A 13,728-nucleotide genomic window follows, 5' to 3' on the forward strand; every position below is an offset into this window, starting at 1 on the left:
TGATGATCAAGCCATCATTCAAGTTTGGCATGGTATCTTTATTTTGCTTCATGCTTGTATTCGCATTCTACCCTGGTCACATTGTAAAGGCGGCAACCAAAACGGTCCCGGCCGGTGACGTTGCGACGCTGCGGAGCTACTTAGCCAGTGCGAATCCCGGCGACATTATCGAAGTGTCCGGGAGCTACTCGGTGTCGGATGGAACCATTGCAACCTCCAGGAGCGGATCGTCAGGCAATTACATCACGATTCGCGGCACGGGCGGCGGGGCTACCTTTCATTTCACGGCATCGGCGGGAAATGCCGCATTCCATATCAAAAACAGCTATTACAAGCTGGAGAATGTGACGATTAACTCCAATGCCAAATCGAACAAAGGGCTTCTAATCGAAGCCTCACATGGTTACGTAACCAACGTAACGGTCAAAAATACGACGGCAGAAGCGTTCAAGATTCGGAAAAACAGCCAATACTGGCTTGTCTCGAACAGTACCGCACAAAGTGCGGGGCAAGGCGGAAAATTCGGCGAGGGCTTCTATGTGGGGGATGCCGATCAGAACTGGACCACACTGCCGAATCCGGATCGAAGCGGTTATATTACGTTCCTGAATTGCAGCGCCATACAGACCAAAAACGACGGCTTTGATTTCAAAGAGGGCACGCATCATATCAAAGTGATCGGCAGCACGGTTGACTTTCAGAATACGGTACCGGAATCAACCGTGGGCAACAACGGAATATTCATGCGGGCCAATGATGTACAGATTATCAACACCACGGTCAAAAACAATGCAGCCACGGGCCAGGCGTTCAGAACAAGCAAAACCACGGCCTCGGACGGAGTGTCCTACGGAAGCAATTTGGAGCTTAAGAACGTAACCGCATCCAATATGTCGGGAGCGATGATTTACACGAACTATACTTCGAACAAATTATATACCGACTATACAATGACCGGGGTTGCCGGGGGGCTCTACGCTTCCGGTTCCAAAACAGCGACGTCTTCCAATCCATCCTCCTTCGTGGAGATGACGTGGAGCGGCGAAGGCGGAGATACTTACGGCGGTTTCTAGCAAAAAGCTTTACAGGCCGCCTCAAGGTTTTTCCTTAGGTGGCCTGCTGCTTCATGTTTTCCTAAGCGTATAGCATAATCCGCTCTCATTTTAAATGATCGGATTCACGCAGAACAACAGTGCTTCCCGGATCGTCTCGGCCACAATATCCGCTGCCGTTTGTCCCGAAGTCAGCCCTCTTGTGCCTTGCCCCGCCCACAATGACATATACTCCGGATTATCTTGGCGATTAGCTGCGTTTCGAATGTCACGGGTCACCGTATTCTGCGTAGGAAAGGGCAGCGGCTCCATGCCGCTCTCGTCCCATTGCCTGATGAATGCATTGCGGATGCCCCTTGCAGGCCGGCCCGAGAACGCTTTGGTGATCACCGTGCTCTCTTCCGTACTCCGAAGCAGCGCTTGTTTGTAAACCTCATGCGCACCCGATTCAACCGCGGTCAGGAATCGCGTCCCCATCTGAACGCCTTGGGCTCCAAGAACAAGCGATGCCGCGAGTCCGCGTCCATCCATCACGCCTCCGGCGGCAATCACGGGAATCTTGACGCGATCCACGATTTGCGGTACCAAGGCAAACGTTCCGATTTGGGCACCCATCGTGTGCTCCGAAATGTCAAACGTTCCACGGTGTCCGCCCGCTTCGCTGCCTTGGGCAACGACGGCATCACACCCTGCCTGCTCAGCCAATATGGCTTCACGGACCGTGGTTGCCATCGCAACAACCCGAAGCTCGGCTGCTTTCGCTTGCTGCATATGAGGCTCATCCAGAATCCCGAATGCCGTACTAATGACGGGCACCTTCTCTTCGATCAGAACCGCGAATTGCTCCTCGAACCAATCCGGGGTAGTTACGAGATCCTTGCCTGCATGGGGAATGCCAAGGTCATCCCGCATCCGGTTTAGCTCCTGTTGAACTTCTCCGATTCGCTCTTGGCCATCCGGGGCACTGGGCGCAAAAAGATTGACGGCAAAAGGCTGATCCGTCCGCTTGCGAATCTCCTGAATGCTCTGGCGAATGGCAGCCGGCTCCATATAAGCCGCACCCAGCGTCCCGAGTCCGCCTGCGTTGGATACGGCGGCGACCAGCTCAACTGTCGTCGGTCCCCCGGCCATTCCTGCCTGAAAGAGCGGATAACGGATTTGGAACAGCTCACACAGCTCGGTCTGCAGTTGAATGTTCATGATATCATCTACCTCCTTTAACACTACAGATATTATCCTATTAAAAGAGAGAAACTTTCAAATAAAAGAATAACGCCAATCGACGAACCCTCTCAAGACAGACCTCATATAGCAAATGTTTACTGGCGAGATCAGGAGGGTAAGCCTCCGAAGTTATTCTTTCCCATCTCTAGTAAAAAGGCCAACCAGAAGATTCTGGCTAACCTGTTAATGTAAAAGCCGCTAAGCACCTTGAAACGTGTTTAGCGGCTTTTTACGGGTGTTTTCGTCCAGGGACACCGTTCTCCCCGATGGTTATACCGTCTTCTAGGACATTTTCACCAAGCTGTAGTTTTTCTTGCCTTTGCGAATGATGATGAACCGGCCGCCAATCGCTTGGTCGGCTGTCACCTCGTGACCGACGTCGCTGATACGCTCGCCGTTCATCGAGATGGCGCCTTTGGTGATATCCTCGCGAGCTTGCCGCTTGGAAGGCTCGATGCCCAGATCCACAAGCCAGTCCACGATATTCTTCGTTTCCGGCGTGGCTTCGAATGTCGGCATCTCCTTGAAGCCCTGCTCAATCTCATCGGCCGTAAGGGATTTAATATCGCCGCTGAACAAGGCCGCCGTAATGCGCTTGGCTTGCTCCAGCATCTCCTCGCCGTGCACGAATCTCGTCATTTCCTCAGCCAGCATTTTTTGCGCTTCGCGTTTATGCGGCTCGCTCTGCACCTTTTCGGCCAGCTCATCAATTTGCTCTTTGGTCAAGAACGTGAAGTACTTCAGGTATTTCACAACGTCGCGATCGTCGGTGTTCGCCCAGAACTGGTAGAACTCGAATGGCGTTGTTTTGTTCGGGTCGAGCCAGATCGCGCCGCCGGCCGTTTTGCCGAATTTTGTGCCGTCGGCCTTCAGCATGAGCGGAATGGTCAGGCCGAATGCTTTTGCCTCAGGTCCTTCCTTCTTCCGGATCAGGTCCAGGCCGCTTGTAATGTTGCCCCATTGGTCCGATCCCCCGATTTGCAGCTGTACGTCTTCATGCTGGTACAGATGCAAGTAGTCAACCGACTGCAGGATTTGGTAAGAGAATTCCGTGAATGAAATGCCGCTGTCAAGCCGGCTCGCAACCACGTCCTTCGCCAGCATCGAGTTAATGCTGAAGTTTTTCCCGTAATCGCGCAAGAATTCGATAATGTTGATTTTATGCGTCCAGTCGTAGTTGTTGACCATGCGGATTTGATTGTCGCCCTCGGTTACGAAGAGCTTTTTCATTTGTCCGGTCAACGCGTCGACGTTAGCCTGAACCTGCTCCAGTGTCTGCAGCGAGCGCTCGGTTTGACGTCCGCTTGGATCGCCGATGGTGCCGGTCGCTCCCCCGATCAGAATGACCGGACGATGGCCGGCAAGCTGGAAGCGTTTGAGCATGATGAAGGGAATCAGGTGACCGATATGCATGCTGTCGCCCGTTGGATCTACGCCGCAGTACAGCGAGATTGATTTTTCATTCGTAAGCTCCCGGAGGCCTTCGGCATCCGTCTGTTGGTTGATCGCATCGCGCCATTCCAGTTCGTCGATAATATTCACAGTGTTTACACTCCTTCAATTCAGTAATTTCCTTATAACGAAACGCCCAACTCGTTGAAAAACAAAAAATCGCCCCTTGTCTGTTATAGACATAGGGACGATTATTAACCGTGTTACCACCCAGATTGCACGAATGATCTGCACGCTGCCGCGCGTCATTCATGCCGCTCATTAGACGAGATATCGTTCGTCGTTTCCGCTCGGCATTACCCGAGATACTCCAGAGTGTAATTCGCCGCCTTGGTGTGTACCGGGTTCCATCACCCCCCGGCTTTCTAGAACAGGGACCAAGCTGCTACTGGGCTCTTTCAACGTATGTCGCTTATAAGATTACAGACAGTATAGTGAATTCATAATTCGATGTCAACCTGCGTTTCGGACAGATGTCCTGCTTTCCCCGGCAGCATGGGTAAACACCGGTAGTTTTGCCCTCTTGGTATCAAGTGCGGCGCATGTACGCACGAACCGTAATGGGAGCAAATATGGCCACGATGACCGCGGCGCCAACCAAGGATATCGTGAGATCCCAGCCCACAGTGCCGGCGTTGGTGAGATCCCGAACGGCTGTCACAAGATGCGAGATCGGATTCATATTGACGAACCACTGCAGCCAGCCCGGCATCGTATCCACCGGCACGAACGCGTTGGAGAGAAACGTGAGCGGAAACAGCACGATCATCGATATCCCCTGCACGCCGGAGGCGGATCTTGCAATCACGCCGCAGAAAGCAAAGATCCAGCTAATGGCCCATGAGCACAAAATGACGACCACCCCCGCAAGAGCAACATATCCCAAGCCGCCCTCGGGCCGATATCCCATAATATATCCCATCGTAAAGGTAAGCACCGTTGCAATGGTATACCGAATCGTGTCTGCCAGCAGGGCACCAGCCAACGGTGCGATGCGCGCAATCGGCAGCGATTTGAATCGGTCGAATACGCCTTTATCCATATCCTCGCGCAGCTGAACGCCTGTGACGACGGAAGTCGTAATCACGGTCTGGACGAGGATGCCGGGAATGATGACGGGCAAATAACTCGCCACGTCACCGGAGATGGCGCCTCCAAAAATATAAGTGAACATCAGCGTAAAAAGAATGGGCTGAAACGTGACGTCAAACAACTGCTCGGGCGTGCGCCGGAGCTTCAGCAGCCCGCGGTAGGCCATCGTCAACGAATTTCGGATCGTCTGCCCCAAACTCGTGCGGTTCTTAAGCTGACGTTCCGTCCCAGGCTGAATCATGGTGCTGCTCATACCCGTGCCACCTCTCTATCATTGGTTTCATAAGACCCTTGGGCAGCGTCTTCCTTCACGCCGTGGCCTGTGATCGTCAGGAACACCTCATCCAGGGTCGGCTTCTGCACACTCATCTCGGACAAGCCGATTCCTGCCGCGCGCAGCTCGATCAGCAGATCTGTAACAAGACCCGCATTAGCCATCGGAGCCGTAATCTTTCCGGCTTCCGGCGATACATTGGCATGGACGCCCAGCATTTGTTCCACGGTATGGCGGGCGCGATCCATGTCCTGTGAATGCTGGACGGTCAAATGCAGCGAGGAAGTGCCTACCGACATCTTCAGTTCATCCGCCGTCCCCTCGGCCACGACCCGGCCGTAATCGATAACGGCGATGCGGTCTGCCAGTTGATCCGCTTCTTCCAGATACTGCGTGGTCAGCAATACCGTTGAACCGGTATTCACCAATCGGCGGATCGTATCCCACATCTGGGAACGCGTCCTGGGATCCAGCCCCGTCGTTGGTTCATCCAGGAAGATGAGCGGCGGCTGGGCAATCAGGCTTGCGGCCAGATCCAGTCTTCTCCGCATGCCGCCGGAGAAATTTTTCAGCGGCCGTTTCGCGGCTTCCGACAAACCGAATTCCTCTAGCAGCTCATCGGCCTTGCGCCGTGCCTCCGTACGCCCCAAACCAAGCAAACGGGAGAAGATAATTAGATTCTCCGTGGCGCTGAGCGATTCGTCCACCGACGCGTATTGGCCGGTTACCCCGATCAACTGACGAACGACCTGCGATTCCGCCTGCACGTCATGTCCGAAGATTCGGGCCGAACCCGCATCCGGTCTTAGCAAGGTCGCCAGCATCCGGATGGTGGTCGTCTTGCCTGCCCCATTCGGACCAAGCACTCCGTAGATCGTTCCGGTACGCACGTTCAGATCCACGCCATCCACGGCACGGTTATCGCCGAATGTTTTGACCAGCCCGTAAGCCTCAACGGCCAAGTCGCCAGGTGTAGGCTCTATTTTCTTTCTGTATCCATGCTCCATTATGATTTCCTCCTCTTTGTTAATGGATGATGTTTGAATCGTAGCACCCCTATTTAAACGGAATGTAAACCGGGAGATGAATGGGCTCTTCTTATGAAATGATCCTCAATCGATAAGGATCCATGGTGTACTCCGACTATTACTGACGGTAAACAAAAAAAGCGACAGCACAGAAATACCTTCTGCACTGCCACTTTTTCCTTTATAAAAACGGGAAACCTCTCCGTCAAAAAGGCTACCGCCCTAAAGCTTGCCTCTTCTGCCTCTACCTCTACACTAAGCCTTCGGCCATTTCCAAAAAGCATGGTTAAAGGTCTTCCCCATCCTGATCCATCGTATATTTTACCTGCATGATGATATTCTGTTCGTGATCTCCAAACTGGCGGCCGAACAGATTCAGCCCTCCTTGATTCACGGCATCGGGCTTGATGCCGATGCGCAGCCGCAATTTGGGGCTCGCGGCAATATTCAGCTGATCCAATGTAACGCTTGATACCTTCTCCATGTCCAGCGTCGTCTTCTCATCATCGACGCGCCATGTTTTGAGAAACCCGTACTGCGTTGCCCAATCGTACCACCAATTCGGGTTCAGCTTGCCGCGCCGATCCCCGAAATCGCCGGGGCTTGTCCACATGCCGATCTCCACGCCATTGACCCACACCGAAATATTCGAAGGCCAGTTATGATCATAATTAGGGGCCTCGGAGCACATCTCCATGGACAGTTCAAGCGACTCGATGCGGGCTCCGGCCGGAATATCCATCGGCATCAAATATTCCAGGTATCCCTTGCGAAGCCAGATGATCTGGGCATTGACATGCTTGGGATGGTAAAAGCTCGCCGGCTCGTCTTCCTTTATGATATACCCGTCGGCATTCGCCATTCCGCATGTAGGCGATACTTCGCAATCGCTGTAATGGCCGATCGGCATATCGACCTCATAGACATGCGTGACTCCCTTAGGGACCGAATTCTTCAAATTCAACGCAATATGGATATCATCATAATTCCGGCTGCACACTTTCATTGCCCCGCGCGAAGCCGGAAGCAATTCCGTATTGATTAATTCGGCCGCTTCCAGCACTTTGATGTTGCTCGCCACCGTCGAAACGGGAAGTTTGAGTTTCTCGGCGATTTCGATGATATTCAAATTCTTGGAATTCAAAAGCCTTAGAATATCAACCCGAGAACGCGTTGACAAGGCATGAGCTACCGTGACCAGTCTTTCCGGGTCGTTAAAACCAAGTTCCAGCACAAATCCGCTCTCCTTTAAACATATTCATTACCATTCATCTTATCTCTTAGTGAAATGAAAAACAATCATGCTTGCAAAGGCTTGCATCCACCATTCCCCTGCCTTTTGCCATAGGACATAAGTCTAGACTGGTCGAAGAAAATCATTCCTTTCTTAGCCAGAAATGGCCTCCGGGAGAACCGGAAGCCATCCATGATCAAGCTTGTTACGCTTTATTTTTTCGGTCCACTAAGCCATCCGCTGTGTCCTAATTCGCCGGCTTGATGTCGAAAAAGTCGATTTCTCCGTATCCTTCGCCTTTTGAGAAACGTATCTTGTTCACGCCGGCCTTTAACTGAACCCTTGCCGTGGACAGGCCCCAATTCTCCCAGCCTTTATTCGTGATATGGAACTTGCTTGGCGTTCCGGCATTCACGCTGAGCATAAGATGGGACCAATTCCCACCGGCCGTTCCGTTCGCCGTGCGGGCCAGCAGAACGTATTCGCCTGCGGATGGGGCATGCACCGAGAATTCCACATAGCTCTCCGGCGTATCGATATGACCGGCCTTCATCCCTCCCGAGCCGTTAGGACTTTGGGATGCATAGGCGACACCGCCGAATGTTCCCTCCTCACCCTCGTAGCGGGTATGTGTTGCTTCGCCGGAAGGCAGGGTTATCGGAGCATTCGGATTCGCAGGAACGCCGAGGTTTGGCGTATGGTCGGCATGCCACGTGAATTTCTGCGTTCGAACCTCGCGATTCCACCCGGCATTATTGTATTTGGCGACATGATAGAGTATCCAGTCCTCCGTACCGTCGGGCGACTTGGTAAACGAATGATGACCCGGTCCGAACAGACCGTTACCGGACTTGAATATAGGCTGGCTGCGTTTGCTCCATGATGCCGGATTCAGCAGATCGCTGGTTGTGCTGGCCGTTATGAGACCCAGGCAATAGTCGTTGGTCCAGCTTCCGCTTGCCGAGTATACCAGGTTGATGAGACCGTTACGCACAACCACCTGAGGCCCTTCGTTTACATGTGGGGAATGATTCGTTTCCCAGCTGTGCGTAGGCCTTGCGATTTCAACGCGGTTCGAATCAATCGTCCAAGGATTGCTCATGCGGGCGATGTACAGATTCTGCCGCACATTAATGTCCCCTTCCCAGCCGGACCAGATAAAATACAGCTGACCGCCTGTTTGCAGCACCGTGCCGTCGATCGCCCATTTGTTCGTCGGGTCCGTAATCTGGCCTTTGTACTGCCAGGTTCCCTGCGTCGGGTCCGCCGACGTGTTCTCCATGACATACATGCGGTGGTTGACGTTATCCCCGTCATCCTTGGCATAGTAGATATACCAGGCGCCATTGATGTAGTGCAATTCGGGAGCCCAGATGCTGCAGCAGCCCGTTTCCACGACCCTCGTCGGAGCTGCATCCATAGTGGTAAGCTGTGCGGACTTCCATATGGTCACATTTCCGCCGGTCGTTTTTGTGAAGTAGTAAAACCCGTCGGTGTGTTTATATACCCATGGATCTGCTCCCTCCTGCATGACCACGTTGTAGAAGTTATTTTGAAGCGTAGCCGCATGTGTCGCCTGACCCATAGGAAGAATAAGGAATGCGCATATCGTGAGCCATAATTTATTCCGGTAATTCACCTTCATCCTTCGTCACGTTCCTTTCGGATAATATGCAATCATACACCACACAGAAATGTAACACCGCCTACTTCGATAACGGTCATGACAACAGCTCAATCTTCAATCGCGGCCTTACGGGAATTGATGCGGCGAATCACGTCGGGATCGAATTTTGGACGTCTGTCATAGGTATACAATCCGTTCACTTCCTGCTCCACGTCGTACAGCTGGGTATAACAAAAACCGAACATCATCGGATGATCCAGCAGAACATTCGTTAAGCCCGCATAACGCGTTAGAAACGCTTCTTCGGATGTCGGCCTGTCGCCGTAACCCCAGGACTTCTCGTCTTTTTGGTCCGGATTCCACCATATGCCGCCATATTCGCTGATGAAATAAGGCTGGCCTTCATACTGCTGCCGATTCGGGAAGCTATTGTAAACCTCTCCACCGTTCTTCATCGGCTCATATCGCTTCTTAAAGGTCTCCGGGTTCTGGTCGTAATCATGGATATCGAAAATATCCGTTACGACATGGAAGTTGCCGCTCGTATCAATCACGGGACGCGTCGGGTCCATTTTCTTCGTGACCTCGTATACAATGCGCAGTACGTCGTTATTTTGCTTGGCACCGTCACGGTCCCATGTCTCGTTGAAAGGACACCAGCCGATGAGGGCCGGATGATTGAAATCGCGCTCCATCCCTTCAAGCCATTCCGGTAGGAAATGGGACAATCCCTCCGCCGTGGTAATGTCGAGCCCCCAATTCGCATGCTCTCCCCACACCAGATATCCTAACCGGTCTGCCCAGTATAGAAAGCGCGGTTCAAACATCTTCTCGTGAAGCCTTGCGCCGTTAAAACCCAGTCCCATCGAAATTTCGATGTCTTTGCGGAGATCCTCATCGCTCGGAGCCGTATAGACTCCATCCGGATAGAAGCCTTGATCCAGCACAAGGCGCTGAAATACGGATTTGCCGTTGATGCGGAATGCCATTCCGTCCAGCATAACGGTTCGGAGCCCGAAATAGGATTGGACGGTGTCGCTCACCTGATCTCGTCCTTGCAAGGTTAATTCCAGATCGTACAGCCTGCCCTGCCCCGCTTCCCACAAGTGAACCTCCGACAGTGGAAGGGTAAGTTTGACGGAATGCCCGGATACAACAGCGCTCGCATTCCCTACGGCTCTCCCCTCGTACAGGGCGGATGCGGACAGTTTATGGCCAGCTGCGTTCCCGTTGATCCTAAGCTCGAGGTGGGCACAGCCATTATCCGGGTCACCCACCAGCTTCATGTCGGACAAATAGGCCTCCGGCACTTGCTCCAGCCATACCGTCTGCCAAATCCCCGTCGTACGGGTATAATCACAGCCATGTGAGTGGAAGCGTCCGCTCTGTTTCCCGCGCGGCTGGCGTCCGGAACGGACGTCATCCTCCGCACAGACGGTAATTACGTTCTTGCCCGGTATCACATGCGAAGTGATATCAAAGCTAAAGGGCGTATATCCCCCGCGATGCGATCCTACGGATACACCGTTTACCCATACTTCCGTCTCGTAATCCACAGCCCCGAAGTGAAGCAGGATGCTGCCTTTCCATTCTTCAGGCACGGTAAAATCCCGTTTATACCATACGGCTGCCATGAAATCCTTATATTCAACGCCGGCCAGCTTGCTTTCGGGACAGAAAGGAACGGTGATCGTTCCGAACAGATCATGTCCCGGCTCATGGAATCCGCGCTCCTTCCCGCTTCTGCCATGATCGATTTCGAATTGCCAAGAACCGTTCAGATTCATCCAGTCGGGTCTCACCCATTGTGGACGGGGGTACTCCGGACGCGGCAGTGTTAATTCAGACATGTTTAACTCCTTCTTTTATGTTGAATTTGTTTGCATTTATCTCTTGGCTGGCTGTCACGTGCGGCTTTAGCCTCGGCTTTCCTTGACATACAGCCTGCTGGTCTCTTCCCAGATTTCATTCGGCTCCAGGCTGAAACACCCGATTTCTTCGGCTTCCATATCCATATTGGGTGCATTGACCAAATTGATCTGCGGCTCAGGGCAGAAGAAACCCTCGGTCGCTTTGTTATTCCAGATCATCCATTGTTTATAGGAGGTCCCTACGTCATAAACCAGCGTTACCTTCTCCGTCCCATCGGTAAGCTCCATCCGGTTCCTTCCGTTTTGAGGCGCGGCGGTATAGTGATTGTCCATGCTTTCAAAGAACGGATAGACGCCGGAACCTTGCATGGCCTGCTCATTCGCGGACAGCTCCTGGTGGGAGCTGGTGGGCAGCATGCGCCCATCCAGCTCCCATCGCTTCCCGACGGTCAGCTTTACGCGGTAATCCCGGGCGTGGCCTTGCCCGGTAAATGGCGCGTTAACGGACGTATGAAACGCCAGCAAACACGGCATCGCTTCTTGGCCTGTATTGGTGATCGTTACCCGCTGGGATAACCCCTGCTGGCTTAAGCCGTACCGAAGCTGAATATGGAAGCGGAACGGGAAGCTTCGGAATACCGGATGCCGTTCATCCACGCGGACAGACACCGTCACATAAGCCTCCTCCCCGGAATGCCCGTATTCATCGACCTCCCATGGAATGTTGTACAGAAATCCATGCAGATGATGACCGGTTGCCTCTTCATTGACCGGGAGCTGATGGACTTTACCGTTCCACCGGAACCGGCCATCTTGATACCGGTTCGGGGGAAACAACACCGGAATGCCATGAATCATCGGTCTTGCTTTGAAGCCCGGCATTTCCTCCAGCGTCGGTTCATGGAGAAACCGGTAGTCCTTATCGAGGTCCCGGAACGATATCAAATTCCCGCCGATATCCGGGAGCATGACCGCTTCATAAGCTCCTGCCCGCAGGAATACGGCTTTCTCGTTATGGTATACGCCTTCATAGGCATGCGTCGCGTCCATTTTCTCCACCTCCTATTGGCCCGTCATGATTTTGCGAATGGTTTCGAGCGGCGCCTTCGGCTTACGGTCATACGTAAGCAGGCCGTTGATTTCCTGCTCGACGTCCGTCAGCTGCGTGTAGCAGTATCCCTGAACCACCGGGGATGAGAACATCGGATCCACCACGGCTTTGAGCCGGATCAGGAAGTCCTCCTCGTTCTCGGCTCCGGAATACCCCCAGCCCTCCCATTCGCTCTTCTTGAAGGCAATGCCGCCAAACTCCGATACGAGAATGGGTTGGCCGTCATAAGAAGCGCCGCCGACGAATATTCTTCGGTTCGCCGGCATCGCTTCCACCGCGGACGCGGCTGTTGCATACCGTTCTTCCAACACTTCCTGGCGGCACTCATAGTCGTGAATGGTAACCAGGTCCGTGGTCATATGCTCCCATCCGTCGTTATATACAACCGGTCTGCTATCGTCCAACGACTTGGGTTAGATGGTACATGGCGAGCCCATGCTGCTGCTGGCGCTTATCCATCTGGACATTGGGAACACCCCAGCTTTCATTCAGCGGGACCCAGGTTATGATGCAGGGATGGTTATAGTCCCGCTCGATGATCTCCTGCCATTCCGCCGTGAAGCGGCGAACATACGACTCGGAATATTCGTACGCGTTGGCCGCCTCGCTCCATAGCAGCAGGCCAAGCTTATCGCACCAGTACAGGAACCTGGGGTCCTCCGTCTTTTGGTGCTTTCTTACGCCGTTGAACCCCATCTCCTTCGTCAGCTCCACGTCGCGCTTTAATGCCTCGTCCGACGGCGCCGTCAGGATTCCCTCGGGGAAGTAACCTTGATCCAGCACCAGCCGCTGGAAATACGGGCGATTATTCAGGCACAGTTTGCCGTTCTCGATCGATACCTTCCGCATCCCGAAATAGCTGGATACTTGATCGACGACGTTCCCATCTTGAACAAGGCGGAATTCGATATCGTACAGGTTGGGATGCTCGGGGCTCCACAGGCGTCCCAGACCATGGTCCGTAAAATCGCTCAGCCCGATAGTCCGCAGCTGCTCCGGGTTTCGGATTGCATATTGATCTTCGACAACCAATTCACCTTTATACGATACGGTGATCTGCAGTTTGAGGTCCTCCGTCGCCTTATAGCCCTCAAGGAAGGTCCGGATGCGAATTTCGTTGCGGTCGATGTCGGGCGTCATCATCGTTTTGCTCAGATGTACCGGGGACACCGGCTCCAACCACACGCTTTGCCAGATGCCGGTCGTACGGGTGTAGAAGATGCTTGCCGAATGCTCAAGCCAGTATTGCTTGCCCCGCGGCAGGGTGACGTCGCGGCTGAAATCCTCCGCCCGCAGCACGAGCGTGTTGCTTCCTTTCACGAGCGAAGCCGTAATGTCCGCCTGGAATGGTGTATGCCCGCCTTCATGCATGGCTACTAAGTGCCCGTTTACCCACACTTTGGCCATATAATCCACGGCACCGAAATGAAGCACGATCCGTTTTCCGTTCCAGTCCTGCGGAATTTCGAACGTTCTGCGGTACCACACGACATCATGAAAGGAAGGATCTTCGATGCCGCTCAGCTTGCTTTGGAACGTAAAGGGAACGTTGATCTTCCTCGTAAAGGAAGCCTGCGCTTCCGCCTGATACCACCCTGCATCCTCGCCGATGGCTTCATCATCAAAACGGAAATCCCATTCGCCATTGAGGGTTAACCACTCTTTGCGCTGAAACTGGGGTCTCGGATATTCATGGCGAACCTTTTGTGCCTTGCTAACTTCTGTCAACATGATGCAACTCACTCCTAATGATTCAATCTCTA

The 13,728-nt window shown here is 53.2% G+C and carries 9 protein-coding genes, 1 pseudogene and 1 other annotated feature; of the genes and pseudogenes, 1 reads left to right on the plus strand and 9 read right to left on the minus strand.

Features of this window, described 5'->3' with window-relative positions; all coding sequences use genetic code 11:
- The first annotated feature begins 2 nt into the window (after nt 1-2).
- On the plus strand, nt 3-1,073 hold the full coding sequence (locus PAEVO_RS17410; protein ID WP_243390809.1) for a hypothetical protein: 1,071 nt from the start codon (nt 3-5) through the stop codon (nt 1,071-1,073).
- A 90-nt stretch (nt 1,074-1,163) separates the two neighbouring features.
- Here the strand turns inward: PAEVO_RS17410 and PAEVO_RS17415 are convergent, their stop codons facing one another.
- The 9 genes and pseudogenes from PAEVO_RS17415 to PAEVO_RS17455 all read right to left on the minus strand — a co-directional run bounded on the left by PAEVO_RS17415 (nt 1,164) and on the right by PAEVO_RS17455 (nt 13,696).
- Entirely contained in the window at nt 1,164-2,252 is a 1,089-nt protein-coding gene (locus PAEVO_RS17415) for an NAD(P)H-dependent flavin oxidoreductase (protein WP_100538677.1), read from the minus strand.
- Between the two features lie 306 nt (nt 2,253-2,558).
- Nucleotides 2,559-3,818, minus strand: a complete 1,260-nt coding sequence (gene tyrS, locus PAEVO_RS17420) for a tyrosine--tRNA ligase (protein ID WP_100538678.1) — start codon at nt 3,816-3,818, stop codon at nt 2,559-2,561.
- 90 nt (nt 3,819-3,908) lie between these two features.
- Nucleotides 3,909-4,139: a binding site (T-box leader), on the minus strand.
- 118 nt (nt 4,140-4,257) lie between these two features.
- A complete protein-coding gene (gene tetB(58) / locus PAEVO_RS17425) occupies nt 4,258-5,073 on the minus strand; it encodes a tetracycline efflux ABC transporter Tet(58) subunit B (RefSeq protein WP_100538679.1) in 816 nt (271 codons plus the stop codon).
- Nucleotides 5,070-6,101: a tetracycline efflux ABC transporter Tet(58) subunit A gene (gene tetA(58) / locus PAEVO_RS17430; protein WP_100538680.1), complete on the minus strand. Its 1,032-nt coding sequence runs from the start codon at nt 6,099-6,101 to the stop codon at nt 5,070-5,072. The genes tetB(58) and tetA(58) overlap by 4 nt, the downstream gene beginning before the upstream one ends.
- Before the next feature lie 307 nt (nt 6,102-6,408).
- Entirely contained in the window at nt 6,409-7,356 is a 948-nt protein-coding gene (locus tag PAEVO_RS17435) for an ArsR/SmtB family transcription factor (protein WP_100538681.1), read from the minus strand.
- 247 nt (nt 7,357-7,603) lie between these two features.
- Complete coding sequence (locus tag PAEVO_RS17440) at nt 7,604-9,001, minus strand: family 43 glycosylhydrolase (protein ID WP_100538682.1); 1,398 nt, start codon at nt 8,999-9,001, stop codon at nt 7,604-7,606.
- 89 nt (nt 9,002-9,090) lie between these two features.
- Complete coding sequence (locus PAEVO_RS17445; RefSeq protein WP_100538683.1) at nt 9,091-10,833, minus strand: glycoside hydrolase family 2 protein; 1,743 nt, start codon at nt 10,831-10,833, stop codon at nt 9,091-9,093.
- 66 nt (nt 10,834-10,899) lie between these two features.
- Nucleotides 10,900-11,904 carry an aldose 1-epimerase gene (locus PAEVO_RS17450; protein ID WP_100538684.1) on the minus strand — a complete coding sequence of 335 codons (1,005 nt, stop codon included), beginning with the start codon at nt 11,902-11,904 and terminating at the stop codon, nt 10,900-10,902.
- 12 nt (nt 11,905-11,916) lie between these two features.
- Nucleotides 11,917-13,696 (minus strand): annotated as a pseudogene (locus tag PAEVO_RS17455) (glycoside hydrolase family 2 protein).
- Nucleotides 13,697-13,728: the final 32 nt, after the last annotated feature.

This window comes from Paenibacillus sp. GM2FR, assembly GCF_002803325.1.
Classification (GTDB): Bacteria; Bacillota; Bacilli; order Paenibacillales; family Paenibacillaceae; genus Paenibacillus_AQ; species Paenibacillus_AQ lautus.